This is a genomic window from Streptomyces sp. NPDC002564, assembly GCF_042889645.1.
Lineage (GTDB): Bacteria > Actinomycetota > Actinomycetes > Streptomycetales > Streptomycetaceae > Streptomyces.
In genome coordinates this window covers 101940-117779 of sequence record NZ_JBIARE010000001.1, presented here as the reverse complement: position 1 = coordinate 117779, position 15840 = coordinate 101940, and the positions used below count along the sequence as shown (strand labels likewise).

The following is a 15840-nucleotide window of genomic DNA, read 5'->3' as shown; positions in this document are numbered from 1 at the left end:
CCGTTCGTGCACATGGTCAGCGGTTCAGGGCCTGGATCTCCTGGACGGCGACGTCTTGACCCGAGCCGTAGACGCCGTCCGGCAGGTCGCCGGACGTACCGTCCGAGCCCTGCCACGACATCCGCCATGTGAGGGTGGCGCCCAGTTCGTACGCCGCGCCGCCGGAGGAACGGAGGTAGCGGACCCCGCAGGGTGGGGTCTCGCCCGACTTGCCGCGGGCGTACGGCTCCCCGACGGACCTCCCCTCGATGACGCACTCGCCGGACGCCGGATACGTCTCGGCATCGCTCGTCCCGGGGTCGATGCGCAGACTCACCGGCGTCGCCGTGGTCCGTGCCCACAGTCCGGCGCCGGGCAGACTCGCGGTGGCCGAGACCGCCCGGAACTCGGCCTCGTCCAGCCAGATCCACGTCGGCAGATTGACCTTCGTCCCGCCCTCGGGAGCCATGGAGACCTGCGTGCCCGGGACCTGCGTCTCCTGGTAGGCGAGCCCCGCGAGCATCTCGGGACCGATGGCACCAGGCGCATCCGGCACCTCCCCCCTGTCGGCCCAGAAGGGGTCCCGCGTGCACTCCGTCGCCGTCGCGTCCCCGGCGATGGCGGGGTTGTCGATCGCGATCCACCACATGCCGTCGGAGTTCTTGGCGACGTTGAAATCCTTGTACGGATGGCCTCCGCGCAGGCGCGCCTTCTCCGCCGCCAGGTCCGCACCGGCACCCCCGGCCGCGGCGTGCATGCGCCAGCTGGCCTCCGTGAACTTCTTGAAGTCGCGAGCCGTCCAGAAGGGCTCGTACCAGCAGGGAGGCGGCGTCCACGGGGAAGCGGGGGTCAGGGCTCCCGCTTCCCCGACCCGTGAGGTGCCGCCGACCTTGAAGGTGACCTTCGAGGTGATGCTCTGCCCGCTCGCGCCGCCCGACACCTCGTGGCTCTCCGGGGCCGGTTCGCTGAAGTCCGCCCGCGCGGCCGTCGGTGTGGCGAGCAGGGCCGCGGTGACCAGCGCCGCCGTCGTGCGGGTCGCCGTCACGGCCGGCACGCGGCCGCCCCGCGTTCCGCCTTCACCGAGGTGGTGCGCCAGACGCCCTCGCCGGTCCTTTCCAGGTCGGTCTCGTAGGCGACGAAGGAGCGGGCGGACGCGGCATTGCGTGCGACCTTCCCCGACCCCCGGTCCTTGGCGAAGGCCTCGCTCTCGTCGACGCAGTACGTCAGGGTCGCCGTCCTGCCCTTGAGGTACGTCACCTTGCGGTCGAAGTAGCGGACCGTGCCGGTCCAGGTGTCGCCGCGGTCCAGGAACGCCCTGGCATAGCGGTAGGCGGCACCGAGCGCCTCGTCGGCCGAGTAGAACGCCATGCCCGAGCGCTTCACGTCACCGCTGCTGATCGCCTGGTCGATCGTGCCGATCCGCCGTGCGCTGTCGGCCAGCACGGCGTCCTTCACGGTGCTCCCGGTCTCCCGGTCCTCGAAGGTGTTCCTCATGTCGCGCGGCAGCTCGATCGCCGGCCGCTCGATCAGGTCGCTCGGCGCGGAAGCGGACGGAGCGACCGCCTTCTCCGGGCCCGCCCCGGCGATCTGGTCCGACGTCCCGGCTCCTTGCCCCGCGCACCCCGACAACAGCAGGGCGGCCGCCGCGACCACCATGGCGGACGACGACGTCCGTCTCGTACGCATGCGCATATACCTCCGGCTAGGGCCAACGGGAGGTAAACCGGTCCGTGCGGACGGAAGTCACCGGCGCCGGGCGGCGCGGCGGGGTGAAAGTCGGATGAGTCGAGGTGACGGCCGGCAGTGGGGTGGAGGGGGGTATCTCGGGGCGGGGGGAGGGGAGTTGAGAGGGGTGCGGGCAGGGGCCGGCCGATGTCGGGGCACCGTGGGAGAGCCGCCGGGCTCCTCGCCCGGCACGAGCGGCACGAGGGCTCTCAGCCCACCTCGTTCTCCGCCGTGGCCCGCCCCCGCACCGTCACGTCCCCGCCGTAGAACATCCCCGTGAACACGGGGCTGTACGTCATCTGGACCTCGACCTCCACCTGTTGGGGGGTCGCCGTCACGCACTGGGTGTTGGCGACGTCCGCGCCCGTCAGGCCCGCCTCCTGGACGTACGCGCGGACGCGGGCGCCGCAGTTCTCGTAGTTGATGGGCGCGCCCTTCGCGCCGTCGTAGATGTCCTCGAGCTCCAGGTCCTGCGCCGCGTAGCGCGCCGCCTGTTCCGCGATGTCCGCGGCGCGTTCGCGCTTGGAGATGGAGAGGCCGCCGTCGATGACGAACGCCGCGAGGGCGAGGAAGACGATCGCGAAGATGATGACCGCGCCGGCGCCCGAGCCCCGGTCGTCGAGGCGGGTGCGGCGGGACGCGGACCAGTCGCGTACGAGGGTGGCAGCGCGGCGCTTCACGCCGACCTCCGGTAGGGGTCGAGCGGGGAGCTGAAGGAGGCCTCCAGCCGCGTCGGGATGTCCAGGCCCAGCATGGCGAGGCCCCTGACCTCGCAGCTGACCTCGACGGTGAAGAAGGGGTCGACCTTCTCGTCGAAGCCGTCGCTCTTCTGGACGACGGAGACCGGGCCCGAGCAGACGTCGGCGAGGTCCGCCCGCGCGGCCTTGCGCGCCTCGGACAGCGCCGTGCCGTGTTCCTTCTGGATCGACCCGGCGCGCGCGGCGTCGCGGGCCGCCCCGTCGATGGCCCCGCGGCCGTCGACGAGCTGCCCGAAGGCCACCAGGACCAGGATGAAGAGGATCATCACCGGGGCGAGGATCACCACTTCGACGGTCGACAGACCGCGGTCGTCCCCGCACCGCCGCGGCGAGGCGGCGCCGGGCGCCCCGGCCCGCGCGTCCCGTGTCGTGCGCATCAGCCGTTGTCCTCCACGAACCGCTCGACCGGGCCCGACGACTGCGCGTGCACGGTCAGGTCGAGGCCCGGGAAGACCGAGGGGACGCGGGCCGTGATGTCCACGCCGACCGTGTTCTGCTCCGGCTGGATGGTCTTCACGTCCGGGCCGAGCACCAGCTTCGGGCCGAGCTGGCGGATGTAGGCGTCGGCCACGTCCCTGGCCTCGCCCCGCCAGCCGCCCGCGTTCTCGTCGGCGGTGGCGCGCGCCTTGCGCGCGCCCGCCTGGGCCGCGGCCTGCGCCACGTGATCCGCGAAGAAGTACAGCGCGAACTGCACCGTCGCGAAGATCATGAAGAACAGCACCGGGGTGAGCAGGACGAACTCGATCGCGGTCATGCCGGATTCGCCGCGGGTGGAGGCGGCCTCCACCCTGCGGCGTACGAATCCACGCATTCCCCGCACTCGAACCCCGTCGCCTTTCGCGATGCCCCCGACGGGCACCGACAGCATCGTCAACTACCTGTGTGCGTGGCCGGCCGCCGGTCGGCCGTGCGCCGGTCGCCCGGCGTACGGAGGCGGTGCCACGGAACAGCGGAACCGGACGTCAGCAGGTGCTGCCCGCGTCCGCGCCCTCGATGCAGTCGCTGACCTTGTCCGCGCCGCCCTTGAGCGCGGCGTTGATGATCGCGGCCACGACGCCGACGATCGCCACGACGACCGCCGAGATGATGACCCACTCCACCGCGGACGCGCCACGGTCGAGTTCGCCGGAACGGGCCCGCTGCACGCGGCCCTTCAGGAAGGTCACGAGGAAGTCGACAGCCGGGTGACTGAAGTTCCGTCCGTTCATGGTGAGTTGTCCTCTCAGGAGTGGTGGGGGGAGGAAGGCGCCGGGCCCCGTTTGTCCGGCACCGGTCGTCGGAGGGCCGCCGCGCCCGGGCGGGCGCGGCGCCGCTAGACCTGGAACACGCGCATCGCCGCCGGGAAGATGAGGAAGACCAGGAAGCCCGCGCACAGCAGCAGCTGAGCGACCAGCATCGACTGGGATTTCTCGCCCGCGCTGCCCTCGATCTCGGCCAGCTCGCGGTGCCGCATCGTCTCGGCGCGGGAGGCGAGGGACTCGCGCACCTTGGCGCCGTCGTCCGCCACCAGCGCCAGGGACGCCGACAGGTCCTTCAGCTCTTCGACGCCCAGTTCCTCGCCGAGCGAGCCGAGGGCCTGCCACTGGCTGACGCCGGTGATGCGGGCGTCGGCCAGCGCGCTGCGGATCCGCTGCGTCGCCCATCCGTCGGACACTTCGGCCGCCGCCATGAGCGCCTCGGGCAGGCCGCGCCCGCCCGCGAGGCTCATCGACACCAGGTCCAGATAGGCGCCGATGACGCGGCGCAGGTCGCGCCGCTTGTCCGCCGCGTCCCTGCGTACTTCCAGGTCCGGCAGGAAGAAGAAGAGCGCACCGAACATCAGCGCGAGCCAGACCGGGATGATCGGGCTGCGGCCGACGCCGAGCGTCCAGATGATGGCGAAGAGGAACGGGCCGAAGAACACGCCGGACGCGGCCAGCAGCACCTTCGTCGCCAGGAACTTCTCCCAGCTGCGGTCCAGGACCGCGAGGTCCGCCCGCAGCGACCGCTGCTCCCAGCCCTGCTGCAGGTAGAAGTCGGCGACCCGCATGCCGACCCGCGCGCGCAGCGTGCCCAGGCGGCCCGGGCTCTCCGTGTCGGACGTCGCGCGCTGCGACTCGTACGCCGCGCCGCGTGCCCGCATCGCGTCGATGCGGGCGACCTGCGCGACCGCGCTGCGCTTGGCCGGCATCAGGGCGCGGACCAGGGCGAAGATGCCGAGCCCGAGGATCGCGCCGATCGCCACCGGCATGGTCAGGCTCATCGGCGTACCCCCTCGGACGGGTTGGTGTGGCCCGGCACGGCCTGCTGGGCCGGGCCGGGGCGGCCGAACTGCGGGGCCTGCTCGGGGCCGCCGGGCACGGGTGTGCCGCCGGGGCCGCGCGGGCGGACGAACTGCACGCCCGGCTCGTCCCTGACCAGGAAGCGGTCCGGCGTCTCCACCGTCGACAGCTTGCGCAGCCACCAGAAGCCGAGCGCGAACAGCGCGCACACCATGGCGAGCACGAGCTGGCCGACCGCCGTGCCGTACGGCTCGACGAACTCGCGGTTGAAGATGGAGAGGCCGAGCACGAAGGCGACGGAGACCGCGACCACGATCTGCACCGAACGGCGGGTCGAGGCGCGCTGCGACATGACGCGCTGGCGCATGTCGACCTCCTCGCGCGCCGACTTGGCGAGCGCGCCGAGCACCTGGCGCAGGCCGGGGCCGCGCAGCTTGGCGTTGAGGATGAGCGCGGCGACGATGATGTCCGCCGATGCGTCGTCGATCTCGTCGGCGAGTATCTGCAGGGCCTCGGGGAGCGGGGTGCGGGCGCGCAGCCGGTCCACCAGGGCGTCCAGGTGCGGCCGGAGCACGGGGGCGGCGGCCCGCGCGGACGCGGGGATCGCCTGTTCCAGGCCGACCGCTCCGGCGATGGTGTCGCGCAGGGACTCGGTCCAGGCGGCGAGGGCCTCGACGCGGCGCATCTGCGCCCGCTCCTCCGCCGCGCCGCCGAAGAGCTTGTCCCAGAAGAAGACGAGGATGCCGGCCGCGAGGCCCGCCACCGCCCAGCGGGTGAGCAGCAGCACGACGAGGCCGACGCCGATCGCGGCCGAGCCGCGGCGGCCGACGAAGCGGATCAGTTCGCTCGCGCGCTCGCTCGCCCGGTGCTTCTCGTGCTCGGGCTTGGCCGGCAGGCCGCGGATCGCCACGGCGAGCAGCGCGAGGCCGCCGCCCGCGGCGATGCCGCAGCCCAGCGCGTACAGGACGGGCAGCGAGAAGAGGCCGCCCATGAAGCTGAGCGAGCCCGCGGCCGTCGACGTCCCGGCGTCCGGCAGTCGTACGGCCGTGTCGAGCGCGCTCACGTGGAACGCGGTCGTGTCGAGTGCGGTCATGGTGCTCACCCCCACTGCCCGGCGGGGCGGTAGCCGAACGCGGCCAGGTCGTCCATGCAGGCGATCGGCGCGTGCGCGACGATCCGTCCGTCGGGGGCCTCCGCGAAGACCTCGCTGGACAGGACGCGGCCGTCGACGCCGTTGACCTCGCGGACCGAGGTCACCATGCGCTGGAGCTTGCCGCCGGACTGGTAGTTGTTGCGCCGCTGGATGAAGACGACGAAGTTGACGGCGCCCGCGACGAGCATCTGGCTCGCCTCGATCGGGAGGCGCTCGGAGGCCTGCAGCGCGTACGTCGAGATGCGGTTGAAGACCTCGCTGGAGCTGTTGGCGTGGATCGTGGAGAGCGAGCCGTCGTTGCCCTGCGACATGGCGTTGAGCATCGTCACGATCTCGTCGCCGAGCACCTCGCCGACGATGACGCGGGAGGGGTTCATGCGCAGCGAACGGCGTACCAGCTCCGCCATCGAGATCTCGCCCTGCCCCTCGGAGTTGGGCAGCCGCTCCTCGAACGCCACGACGTTGGGGTGCAGGTCGGCGAAGGTGTCGAGGCCGAGCTCCAGGGCGCGCTCGACGGTGACGAGGCGCTCGTGCGGCGGGATCTCGTTGGCCAGGGCGCGCAGCAGCGTCGTCTTTCCCGCGTTGGTCGCGCCCGCGATCATGATGTTCTTGCGGGCCCGGACGGCGCAGGCCAGGAAGTGGCCGACCTCCGGCGTCAGCGTGCCGTTGCCGACCAGGTCCGACATGAAGACCTTGCCCATGCGGGCGCGTCGGATGGAGAGCGCGGGGCGGCGCGTGACGTCCATGACCGCCGACAGGCGCGAGCCGTCGGGCAGCCGCAGGTCGAGCTGCGGGTTCGCGGAGTCGAAGGGGCGCGAGGACAGGCCCGAGTAGGCGCCGAGGACCTGGATGAGCTCGACGAGCTCCTCGTCGGTCTCGGCGACCGGGTCGGCCTTGGTCTCGCGGCCGTCGGCGTACCCGACGAAGACCTGGTCGCAGCCGTTGATGTCGATGTTCTCGACCTCGGGGTCGTCGAGCAGCGGCTGCAGCCGTCCGACGCCGAACAGCGCCGCGTGCACGGCGGCCGCGTACTGCTCCTCGGTCTCCGCGTCGAGGGGGGTGCGCCCGGCGTTGATCTCGGCGCGCGCGTACTCCTCGAGGATCTGCGCGATGACGGCGCGGGCGTAGTGCCGCTCGTCCTCGCCCGACATCGGGGTGACGCCGGAGACCTGGTCCAGGCGGCGCTGCTCGGCGATGCGGTCACCGGCGTCCTGCCGGAACCGCTTGACGAGCTGGTGGTCGACGGCCGTGCTCATCGGCCCGTCCCGGGCTGCTGGGCGACCGGGTTGGTCCAGGCGGCGCCGTACTGCTGGTAGAGGTCGACGGTCACCTTGCGGGCCGAGCGGATGAGCAGCGACTTGTCGAGGCGGCCGCGGCGGCGCCCGGCCAGCTGGTCGGCGCCGGCCGGGTCGTCGGCGAGGGTGCCGACGACGCGGGCGCCGGTCTGCGCGGCCATCAGCATGTCGTTGACCTGGTGGACGAGCTTGCCGGAGGTGGCCGGGTCGGCGATCAGCAGGACGCCGATGAGCGGCTGCGCCAGCGAGGCGGCGCCGCGCGGGCCGCCGTGCAGCTTGGCGGCGAGGGCCGCGGCCCGGTCCCGGACGCGCGCGATGGCCTCCGGCTCGGTGCGCGAGACGAGCAGCACCAGCGCGGCGTGCGGGAACAGTTCGACGACCGGCCCGTCGCCGCTGATCCGGCCGCAGTCCGCTATCACGTCGGCGGGCGCCTGCGGCGAGTCGGCGAGCTGCGCGAACGCGCGGCCGAGGGTGGGCCACAGGCCCGCGAGCCCGGCGGCCTGCTCGGCGATGCCGAGCCCGACGAGCACTTCCAGGCCGCCGCTCAACGGCTGGGTGTGGTCCCAGAGTTGATCGGGCACCAGGCCGCGGCGGGCCGTCGCGGCGATGGAGAGCATGCCGGTGTTGGGGTTGAGCGGGCCGCCGTGCGCTGCCGCACTGCGGTAGACCAGGTCGCCGCCCGCGGGGTCGGTCTCCGCCACCAGGACGCGCCGCGGCCAGACGGCGGCGAGCGCGACGGCGGCGGTGGTGACGCCGGGAGACCCCTTGTCGGCGGCGAGAGCGATGAGCGCCATGTCTCTTGTACTCGCCTTTAGTTGTTGTCAGGGGAGACGCGGGCGACGACGACCTTGCCCTCGGAAGCGGCGCTGGCCAGGGCGGCGACCTCTTCCTGCGGGACGAGGAGGGTGATGCTCTGGTTGCCCGTGCTCACCGTCGCGTCGCTCTTGTCGGTGATGGTGTTCACCTTGGCGGCGGCGACCAGCGGGGTGCCGGAGGTCGAACCGCTGCCGCTCGTGCCCTTGCCGGTGGAGGTGCTGGAGACGACCGGGAAGGCGGAGACGGTGTCGCCGGCCTTCAGGTCGGAGGGGTATTGGCCCTCCTTGAGGGAGAGGCCGACGGAGGCCTTGCCCGCGGGCAGGGCGGGCTGCTTGGCGAACATCTCGCCGACGGCGACGGCGCCCCTGGGGATGGCGCTCTTCGCCTTGAGCCGCGACAGGACCCCGCGCTGCTCCCACTTGACGTAGTTGATCGAGTCGTCGGCGGCGACCATCACGCCGGTGATGTTCACGCCCTCCTCGACGGCTTCGCCCGCCTGGATGTCCCGGGTGACCTTCACGACCTCGATCCGGTCCCCGGCGCGCAGCACGAGCACGGTGGCGCCGAGCGCGCCGACGAGGATGAGAAGGACGGCAAGGGCGGCCAGTGCCGGTTTGCGCTCGCGAGGCGGCGCGGGAAGCCGCTCACCGACCCCCGGCTGAACCGGTGCGGCAGAACGGTTGTTGCCCGCCCCCGTACGCTCCTGGATCTTCACGCAACTGCTCCCCGCACACCCAAGAAGATTCGGTCAATTTCGATCATTTACGACACTCATGGCCCTCTCGCCCGTATCAGGCGGGCTATTCAGCCGCAGGCCGAGTGTCAAGTCATCGCACCGTATCAGCAGCACATAAGCCCCTCAAGGCGCGTTAAAGATCGCGAAGCTCACACCTCCCATCGTTATCCACGCGCAATCCGCGACCCCTGGTTCCGATGCCGTTCCCGGGTCGCAGGGAGGGGCAATTGTGTGCGTGCGCGAAGAGGGACACTTTGCACAACTGTGGGCGGACGGGCCGCCGGTGGCCGCTTCCACACGGTTCCCACACCGTCGGCGCGGAACGTGACGCACCGCATGCCGTGGTCCGTCGGCCCCGGGGAGGACGCAGGCGGGGGCCGAGCCGGTTCCCACCCGCCCCACGCGTCGCCGCAGCCAGGCCGCAGTCCCGTCGCGGCCACCCCCACCGAACACCTGCCACTCCTCCCCACATCCCACGCAACCGGAGCCGGGGCGGCGGGCGGTGGGCCGTGGGCGGTGGGCCGTGGGCCGTGGGCGGTGGGCCGTGGGCGGTGGACACCTGACAGTGGGCCGGCGCGGGCGGCGAGCGGCGAGCGGCGAGCGGCGAGCAACTGGCGGTGGGCGGTGGGCGACCGGGAACGGGGCGTACGCCGGAATGAACCCGCGCGCCGCATTGCCCCTCTCTCATTTCAGCGCGAGGGAAACCGTGCGGGATCGTTGAACGGGCGACCAAATGCCTTTCAGGTCGCCCCCGTTGACCGCATTCTGGTACGGACCTTTCGCGCGCCGAGTGAATTCCGCAATTCCTGTCGTACGAAAGAGAAGCAACCCCCCATGCGTTTCAAGAGAACCCCCACGCGCAGGACCTCGGCGGCCGCCGGTCTGGCCGCGACGACCGCCGCCCTGGCGATGGTCGCCACGTCCGCCCCGGCCGCGCACGCGATCATCGGCGGCACCGAAGTCCCCAATGACGCCTACCCGTTCATGACCGCCGTGCTGTCCAAGGGCCAGGGCAGCGCGTTCGACCGGCAGTTCTGCGGCGCGAGCCTGGTCACCGCGGACACCGTCGTGACGGCGGCGCACTGCCTCGTCGACGACGCGGGCAAGCCGGTCCGGCCGAAGTCGCTGCAGGTGGCCGTCGGCCGCACGGTGCTGACCAAGAAGCAGGGCCAGATACGGGACATCGCCAAGGGCGGCGTGGTCGTGCACCCGCGCTACCTGAAGGGCAAGGAGGCCTACGACGTGGCCTTCCTCCAGCTGGCGAAGCCGGTGCGCGGCATCTCGCCGGTCGCGCTCCCCACGCAGGGCACCGACGCGCTGATCCGCCCGGGCCAGAAGGCGACGGTCGCGGGCTGGGGCAACACGGACACGGACCTGACCCACACGCCGGACCGCCTGCGCGAGGTGAAGGTCCCGATCCTCTCCCACGCGGAGTGCCGCACGAGCTACAAGGAGTACGACGCGAAGGTCAACTTCTGCGCCGGGGTGGAGACCAAGGACTCCTGCCAGGGCGACAGCGGCGGCCCCATCTTCCGCAAGGTCCCCGGCCGTGAGGCGCCGATCCTGATCGGCGTCGTCTCGTACGGCGACGGCTGCGGCGCGCAGGGCGCACCCGGCGTCTACACCTCGCTGAGTTCGTCGAAGCTGTGGAAGACGCTGGACGAGTCGCCCTCGGGCAAGAAGGTGAAGCGGGCGCTGAACCGCCGCTGACGGTCCGGTGACCTGCCGGTGCGGTCCGGGGCGCCCGCGCGCCCGGCCCCGGACCGCACCGGCAGCCGCGGCCCGACTCCCCCGCTCCTCTCCTACTCCTCTACTCCTCTCGTACTCCCCTCCTCCCCTACTCCTCGAAGCGGAACGTGGAGGTCACCGCGTCGAAGATGTCGAAGAAGGAGTCCGCGAGGTCGAGGACCTGGCTGCTGCCGGAGACGAGGGCGACCTTGCCTTCCTGGCCGGGGACCGGGATGAAGGTCTGCATCAGGACGACACGCATCGTGCGCTCGTCGCCCGGCACGGAGACGTCCTCGATGCCGTGCGTGCGGGCCGCGAGGCCGACGCCCGGGATGTCGACCGTGGTGACCTTGCGCCAGGCGTCGCCCTCCCGCCTGGCCTCGCGCACGCCGAGCTGGGCGACGATGCGCTCGGGGTCGGTGGGGAGCACGTCGCCGTCCGGCGTGCGGGCGCCGACCAGGGAGACGGTGACCGAGCCCGTCACCGGGGTGTCGCCGCCGAAGCTCTCCGCCATGCAGCCGCAGTACAGCGCGCCGGACTGCCAGGCGTCCTTCGCGGCCTTGCGCAGGAAGACCTCGAAGGTGTCGCGGTGCGGAGCCAGCTCGGGGCGGGCGCGGACCCGGTCGTTGATCATCTGCCGGATGGCGGCGTCGCGCGACTCGGGCCGCACGTCGAACTCCCACCACGTCTCCGGCACCTTGATGCTGAATCCGCCGCGCGCGATGGTCTGCGGTGCTGTGTAGCGGGCCATGGCCGGCACCCTCTCCGTCCCTGCTCCGACCGTCCCTGCTCTGATCGGTCTCCGGCCGGTCAGCCTACGGGGCGGCCGGCGGGCGCGGCACGAGCGGATCCGGAACCTCTCGTACGCACGTGATCCCCTCGTTCACGCGCCCGGCCTCCCCCGCCCGACACCCGTACATCCCCTCCCGCCCGACACCTGTACGTCCCCCACCCAACACCCGCACGTATCAAGCCACATGGCCGCGAACCCGGCGGACGGCGGCCGTGAGGGCCCGCGGCGCCACGGGTACAGTGCCCGGTCGTACGGCCCCACCCGTCACGCAGGCCTCACGCACACCTCACGTACACCTCACCCGTCCCACAGTCTTCCCGGGAGTCCCCCCATGCGTCGCACCACGCGCCCTTCCAGCCGGCGGACGCGCACCGGCCTCGCCCTGTCCGTCCTCACCGCCCTGTCCGTGGCGGCGCTCGGCGCCTGCGCGGGCTCCGACGCGCCGGACGACGGCGGGTCGACGCGGGCCGCGGCCCCCGAGAAGAAGGCGCCGGACCCGGCCGCCGAGCTGAAGAGCGCCGTGCTGGCCGAGGGTGACGTGAGCGGGTTCAAGATCAGGAAGCCGGACCAGGAGTACGCGTTCGCCACGTCCCGGGACCGGATCAAGGTCGACAGGGCGGAGTGCGCGCCGCTGGCGTACGCGATGAACCAGTTCGCTCCGGGCACGGCGGAGGCGGAGGTCACGCGGGTGGCCGCGCCCGGCGGCAAGTCGGTCGGCTCCTTCACGTACGTCACGCTCGCCGGGTACGCGGACGGCGCGGCGAAGTCCACCCTGGCCGAGGTCACGAAGGCCATCGGCACGTGCGCCGGGGGCTTCACCGCGAAGTCGGGCGGCAGCAGCAGCGCGTACGACGCGATCGCGCGCGAGCCCGGCACCGCGCCGTCGGGCACGGACGGGGCGACGGCGTTCAGGGCCACGACGAAGTACCAGGGCGTCACGCACACGATGCGCACCCGCCTCGTCCGCCACGGCGACACGCTCGCCGTCTACTTCGCGGTCGACGGCATGGCCTTCACCCAGGGCCGCCCCGGCGACGCGGAGGTCGCACCGGCGGTGGTGAAGGCGCAGGGGGCGAAGCTGAAGTAGCGAGGGCGAAGGCGCAGGGGGCGAAGCTGAAGTGGGGGACGGTTCACGGCCGTTGCGGGACGCCGCACACCGGCCACCCGCGCGGACGGCCCTGGCACGGCCCCGGCCCCTTCAGTACCTTCGGATGGCTTGTCGAACTGTCGCCCCACCGGGAGTCCCACGTGAATCGCAGCCACACCCTTCCCCTGACCGCCGCCTCGGCGGCGGCCGCCGCGGCCCTGCTCCTGAGCGGATGCGGGGGTGACGGCGACGACGAGGGCGGCGGGAAGGACAGGATCGCCGGGGCCGAGACCGGATCCGGTGCGCCGAGCGACTCCGCCCGGGCGGACAGGAGCGACGCCCCGAAGATCGACCGCCCCAAAATGACGCTCCCCCGGGACGTCAGTCTCGTGTTCGATCAGGCCACCACGACCGGTCCCGACCAGACCGCGGCCGTGAATGACGCGCGTAACTTCGTCCGGTCCATCCGGTACGGAATCGTCGAGCAGAACGCCGACGACAGCGCGTACAAGTTCTACTCCGAACTGCAGAGCCCCGCGCAGAGCTATGCCAGGGACCAGATCAAGCAGCGCGTCGACAAGGGCCTCAGCATCAGCGGGGAAATGCGCTTCACGCGCACCAAGGTCTCCGAGGCGGAGAACAAGAAGTCGGCCGTCGTCTCCTTCTGCAGCGACAGCAGCAAGCTGTTCAGCAAGGAGGTGAAGACGGAAAAGGTGCACCACACCGAGCCGAGCATCAGTGACTACTACTCGTGGCAGGTGCTCATGAAGCCGTCCAAGAACACGAACGGACTGTGGCGGGCACACAAGGTGCAGGTCAAGGAGAAGGCCGGGGAATGCAGGTGAGCGGCGCACGGAAGCACTTAGTCGTCCTGGCTGCGGGGGCGGCACTGGTCTTGACCGTCGGCGGACCGGCCTTCGCGGGGGAGGACCCGGGCATCAGCGACAGCAGTACGTCGGCCACCAAGAAGAAGGACACCATCGGGGCCGTCGCGCGGGTCAGCTACACGAAGTCGGGCGGCAGCGCATCAAGGTCGGGCGCCATCACCTCCGTGGACCCCAGCTGGACGCCGCCGCCGTGCTGGTACGCACCGGAGTGGAAGGCGACCGAGTTCCGGGAATTCCGTGACCGGCTGTATTTCGGGGCGAGACACGACCCCGACGCTCCCCGGGACGCGCTCAAGGACATGTCGGACGAGAACAGGAGCTACGCGGAGGACGACTACAACATCGACAAGGAGAAAGAGGGGATGTGGTGGGGCGCGCAGTTCAGCCCGGACGCCACCCTGGAGGAACAGCAGAAGTGCAACGAGCCCCCGTTCTGGGTCAAGAACGGTGAGACGCCCGACGTGCCGAACGTCATCAGCCCCGAAATCCTCGCGGGCCTCGCCTACCGGCAGATCAAGGTCCCCGGCACCGAGGTCAGCCTCGCCCCCGGCGGCGCCTCCAAGGTGAACCTGCCGACCTGGGCCTGGCTCGACAAGGGCGAGTTCAAGCCCGTGTCCGTGACCGCCTCGCTCGACGCGCCCGGACTGCACATCGAGGCGACCACCACCGCGAAGCCCGTGTCCCTCACCATCAAGCCGGGCACGGACGACGCCGAGCTCCTGCCGGGGTCGGGCACGTGCGAGCTGAACGACGACGGTTCGATCGGCGAGCCCTTCGCGAAGGGCAGGGCGGGACAGACCCCGCCGTGCGGCGTCGTCTACCAGCGCTCCTCGGGCACGGGCACGTACGCCTTGCAGGCGACGGCGACGTGGCGGATCACATGGACGGGCACCGGCGGCGCCCAGGGCACGCTCCCCGACGGCGAGTACGGCAACGACCAGGCCGTGAAGGTCGAGGAGATTCAGTCGGTGAATCGGTGACGTGTGGTCCGGCAGGCACACGCAGGGCATCGACGGATCGGCAGAAGGGACAGGCAGGATGACAACGGAACGGCCCCTCGCAGGAACATGAGGATCTGGCAGCCCGAAGCAGACGAGATCCTCCTGGCCCGCACCCCGGTCACTTTTGCGACGGGCCACGCCATGCCCGTCTCCGGCATGCGCTGGTTCCGGGACACCGAGCGGCGGGACATCCAGGACGACCTTCCCGGCTGGCCCGAAGGGCCCGTCTATGCTCCCCGGTCAGCGGGCGGCTCGCTGACACGGAATATCGGCAGAGGCGGCGCAGCGGCCCTCGGCGCCGCCCTCATGGGCTTCCTCACCGGGGGCGGTGGCAGCGGCCCGTCGCCCTCGAGGGCCGGCTCGGTGACGTCCATCGACCGCCCCGACGAGGTCGAGGACTTTCCGGTCGTATGGGCCGCCCCCGGCACCATCGCCCGCACCCTGCCCTGGCAGTTGGATCCTGATCGCTCCCCCGCACCGGAGCGCTGCCGCACCCACGCGATCGTCACGGACCGTCGCGTGGTTCTCGTCGGCCTACCCGTCCACAAGGACAAGGGGCTCATCGAGGATGAGGTCCTCTGGGAGACGCCTCGATCGACGATCAGCCGTGTCGAGCAGCGGGACTTCCGGCACGGGCGAGACGTCAAGGTCGCCTTTGGCGACGGGTCCTGGTGCAGGCTGGAGACGGTTGTCCGGCCGGAATTCACCCGGCACCTGGCAGGCCCCCTGGACCTGGTCCCGCCGGACGCACTCACCCCGGGACAGCGGAACGCCGTCGACGGCTTTCTCGTCTCGGCGCGGGCCGGAGCCCCGGACTGCGGGGCCCCTGTCATTACTCGCCGCTCCTGCGGCCACTACCGGGTCGAAGTCCTCCCGCCCAGCCGGTTCGACTCGTTCTTCGGTGCCTGCGAACTGGAACTGATCATGGATTCCGATGGCGCCGAAGTGGAGCTGGCGGAGCAGCATCCGGACGACTTCTGACGTCTGAATCCGGTACCGGAACGGGGTCGGAACAGGCCGGTCACAGCGACAGGGTCCGTGCCATGGCGTCGACGATCTGTTCCAGTGGCTCGTCCAGGACGGGTTCGGTCCAGGAGACGTACATCGTGAGGGCGGCCTCCGTCCCGGTGGGGCGGATGCCGTGCAGGAGCGTGCGGATCACCGGACGGGGGCCGAGGAGGCGCTTGCGTTCGCCGATGACGTTCTGGCGGATGCGGACGGCCTCGCCCACGGGGAGCCGGACGTCGCGGACGTCCGGCTCCCCGAAGTCGCTCGCGCACATCCGCTCCGCCAGCCACGGCAGGGAGATCACCGGGACCGTGGCGTCGGGGTGGATGGCGTCCAGTTCGAGGACCGCGGCCACGGTCCGGTGTCCGCTCAGGTACCAGGCGAAGGCGCCGAGCGGCTCCCGCGTACGGCTGTCGGCGGCCACCCGCCTCAGGTCGCGGGCCAGCAGCCGGAGATCCCCCCGCTCGCCGTCCCGCGCGTATCTGTCGACGAGGTCACGGGCCTGCTGCTCCGCCCAGGGGTCGAGGTCGATGGTGCCGGCGACGGGCAGCGGCACCCAGTCCTCGGAGCATTCGAGTCCGATGTTCCCGAGGTCGTCCCTGTCGGCCATGGG

Annotated in this window: 18 protein-coding genes; 5 read left to right on the top strand and 13 right to left on the bottom strand. The window is 71.7% G+C overall.

Translation table 11 applies throughout. The features are described 5' to 3' along the window. Positions 1–16 precede the first annotated feature (16 nt). From ACFYXE_RS00600 to ACFYXE_RS00550, 11 genes are all read right to left on the bottom strand, one after another. Positions 17–1024, bottom strand: a complete 1008-nt coding sequence (locus ACFYXE_RS00600) for a hypothetical protein (RefSeq protein WP_389307655.1) — start codon at positions 1022–1024, stop codon at positions 17–19. After that, on the bottom strand, positions 1021–1665 hold the full coding sequence (locus tag ACFYXE_RS00595; protein WP_389307653.1) for a hypothetical protein: 645 nt from the start codon (positions 1663–1665) through the stop codon (positions 1021–1023). Before ACFYXE_RS00595 ends, ACFYXE_RS00600 begins: the two co-directional genes overlap by 4 nt. Positions 1666–1913: 248 nt before the next feature. Further along, on the bottom strand, positions 1914–2384 hold the full coding sequence (locus ACFYXE_RS00590; RefSeq protein ID WP_361165417.1) for a pilus assembly protein TadG-related protein: 471 nt from the start codon (positions 2382–2384) through the stop codon (positions 1914–1916). Next, complete coding sequence (locus tag ACFYXE_RS00585) at positions 2381–2839, bottom strand: TadE/TadG family type IV pilus assembly protein (protein ID WP_389307651.1); 459 nt, start codon at positions 2837–2839, stop codon at positions 2381–2383. Before ACFYXE_RS00585 ends, ACFYXE_RS00590 begins: the two co-directional genes overlap by 4 nt. Beyond that, on the bottom strand, positions 2839–3273 hold the full coding sequence (locus tag ACFYXE_RS00580; RefSeq protein WP_361165411.1) for a TadE family protein: 435 nt from the start codon (positions 3271–3273) through the stop codon (positions 2839–2841). Before ACFYXE_RS00580 ends, ACFYXE_RS00585 begins: the two co-directional genes overlap by 1 nt. 151 nt (positions 3274–3424) lie before the next feature. Further along, positions 3425–3670: a hypothetical protein gene (locus ACFYXE_RS00575; protein WP_361165408.1), complete on the bottom strand. Its 246-nt coding sequence runs from the start codon at positions 3668–3670 to the stop codon at positions 3425–3427. Positions 3671–3774: 104 nt separating this feature from the next. Further along, complete coding sequence (locus ACFYXE_RS00570) at positions 3775–4704, bottom strand: type II secretion system F family protein (RefSeq protein WP_389307648.1); 930 nt, start codon at positions 4702–4704, stop codon at positions 3775–3777. Further along, on the bottom strand, positions 4701–5714 hold the full coding sequence (locus tag ACFYXE_RS00565) for a type II secretion system F family protein (protein WP_361165513.1): 1014 nt from the start codon (positions 5712–5714) through the stop codon (positions 4701–4703). Before ACFYXE_RS00565 ends, ACFYXE_RS00570 begins: the two co-directional genes overlap by 4 nt. A 107-nt stretch (positions 5715–5821) precedes the next feature. Continuing rightward, positions 5822–7132, bottom strand: a complete 1311-nt coding sequence (locus tag ACFYXE_RS00560) for an ATPase, T2SS/T4P/T4SS family (protein WP_361165402.1) — start codon at positions 7130–7132, stop codon at positions 5822–5824. Further along, positions 7129–7965 carry a hypothetical protein gene (locus ACFYXE_RS00555; RefSeq protein ID WP_361165398.1) on the bottom strand — a complete coding sequence of 279 codons (837 nt, stop codon included), beginning with the start codon at positions 7963–7965 and terminating at the stop codon, positions 7129–7131. Before ACFYXE_RS00555 ends, ACFYXE_RS00560 begins: the two co-directional genes overlap by 4 nt. Positions 7966–7982: 17 nt before the next feature. After that, entirely contained in the window at positions 7983–8702 is a 720-nt protein-coding gene (locus ACFYXE_RS00550) for a hypothetical protein (protein WP_389307645.1), read from the bottom strand. Positions 8703–9557: 855 nt separating this feature from the next. On the opposite strand from ACFYXE_RS00550, the gene ACFYXE_RS00545 reads away from it, so the two are divergent. Then, positions 9558–10433 carry a S1 family peptidase gene (locus ACFYXE_RS00545; protein WP_389307643.1) on the top strand — a complete coding sequence of 292 codons (876 nt, stop codon included), beginning with the start codon at positions 9558–9560 and terminating at the stop codon, positions 10431–10433. Positions 10434–10560: 127 nt separating this feature from the next. Here the strand turns inward: ACFYXE_RS00545 and ACFYXE_RS00540 are convergent, their stop codons facing one another. Continuing rightward, on the bottom strand, positions 10561–11202 hold the full coding sequence (locus ACFYXE_RS00540; protein WP_361165389.1) for a hypothetical protein: 642 nt from the start codon (positions 11200–11202) through the stop codon (positions 10561–10563). Positions 11203–11575: 373 nt separating this feature from the next. Between ACFYXE_RS00540 and ACFYXE_RS00535 the strand changes: the two genes are divergently transcribed. The 4 genes from ACFYXE_RS00535 to ACFYXE_RS00520 all read left to right on the top strand — a co-directional run bounded on the left by ACFYXE_RS00535 (position 11576) and on the right by ACFYXE_RS00520 (position 15200). After that, positions 11576–12331 carry a hypothetical protein gene (locus tag ACFYXE_RS00535; RefSeq protein ID WP_389307640.1) on the top strand — a complete coding sequence of 252 codons (756 nt, stop codon included), beginning with the start codon at positions 11576–11578 and terminating at the stop codon, positions 12329–12331. A 161-nt stretch (positions 12332–12492) separates the two neighbouring features. Further along, entirely contained in the window at positions 12493–13176 is a 684-nt protein-coding gene (locus tag ACFYXE_RS00530) for a hypothetical protein (protein ID WP_389307638.1), read from the top strand. Beyond that, entirely contained in the window at positions 13167–14198 is a 1032-nt protein-coding gene (locus tag ACFYXE_RS00525; RefSeq protein ID WP_389307636.1) for a hypothetical protein, read from the top strand. The genes ACFYXE_RS00530 and ACFYXE_RS00525 overlap by 10 nt, the downstream gene beginning before the upstream one ends. A gap of 87 nt (positions 14199–14285) precedes the next feature. Beyond that, the gene (locus tag ACFYXE_RS00520) at positions 14286–15200 is read left to right on the top strand and encodes a hypothetical protein (RefSeq protein ID WP_389307634.1); all 915 of its coding nucleotides are present in this window, start codon (positions 14286–14288) and stop codon (positions 15198–15200) included. Between the two features lie 40 nt (positions 15201–15240). Here the strand turns inward: ACFYXE_RS00520 and ACFYXE_RS00515 are convergent, their stop codons facing one another. Next, positions 15241–15837: a hypothetical protein gene (locus ACFYXE_RS00515; protein WP_389307632.1), complete on the bottom strand. Its 597-nt coding sequence runs from the start codon at positions 15835–15837 to the stop codon at positions 15241–15243. Between the last annotated feature and the right edge of the window lie 3 nt (positions 15838–15840).

Bases quoted from the DNA above. Each gene is read 5' to 3' on its own strand.
- ACFYXE_RS00525 (WP_389307636.1), top strand. From the start codon at position 13,167: ATGCAGGTGAGCGGCGCACGGAAGCACTTAGTCGTCCTGGCTGCGGGG.
- ACFYXE_RS00560 (WP_361165402.1), bottom strand. From the start codon at position 7,132: ATGAGCACGGCCGTCGACCACCAGCTCGTCAAGCGGTTCCGGCAGGAC.
- ACFYXE_RS00555 (WP_361165398.1), bottom strand. From the start codon at position 7,965: ATGGCGCTCATCGCTCTCGCCGCCGACAAGGGGTCTCCCGGCGTCACC.
- ACFYXE_RS00535 (WP_389307640.1), top strand. From the start codon at position 11,576: ATGCGTCGCACCACGCGCCCTTCCAGCCGGCGGACGCGCACCGGCCTC.
- ACFYXE_RS00515 (WP_389307632.1), bottom strand. From the start codon at position 15,837: ATGGCCGACAGGGACGACCTCGGGAACATCGGACTCGAATGCTCCGAG.
- ACFYXE_RS00580 (WP_361165411.1), bottom strand. From the start codon at position 3,273: ATGCGTGGATTCGTACGCCGCAGGGTGGAGGCCGCCTCCACCCGCGGC.
- ACFYXE_RS00585 (WP_389307651.1), bottom strand. From the start codon at position 2,839: ATGCGCACGACACGGGACGCGCGGGCCGGGGCGCCCGGCGCCGCCTCG.
- ACFYXE_RS00575 (WP_361165408.1), bottom strand. From the start codon at position 3,670: ATGAACGGACGGAACTTCAGTCACCCGGCTGTCGACTTCCTCGTGACC.
- ACFYXE_RS00565 (WP_361165513.1), bottom strand. From the start codon at position 5,714: ATGGGCGGCCTCTTCTCGCTGCCCGTCCTGTACGCGCTGGGCTGCGGC.
- ACFYXE_RS00545 (WP_389307643.1), top strand. From the start codon at position 9,558: ATGCGTTTCAAGAGAACCCCCACGCGCAGGACCTCGGCGGCCGCCGGT.
- ACFYXE_RS00595 (WP_389307653.1), bottom strand. From the start codon at position 1,665: ATGCGTACGAGACGGACGTCGTCGTCCGCCATGGTGGTCGCGGCGGCC.
- ACFYXE_RS00540 (WP_361165389.1), bottom strand. From the start codon at position 11,202: ATGGCCCGCTACACAGCACCGCAGACCATCGCGCGCGGCGGATTCAGC.
- ACFYXE_RS00520 (WP_389307634.1), top strand. From the start codon at position 14,286: ATGAGGATCTGGCAGCCCGAAGCAGACGAGATCCTCCTGGCCCGCACC.
- ACFYXE_RS00570 (WP_389307648.1), bottom strand. From the start codon at position 4,704: ATGAGCCTGACCATGCCGGTGGCGATCGGCGCGATCCTCGGGCTCGGC.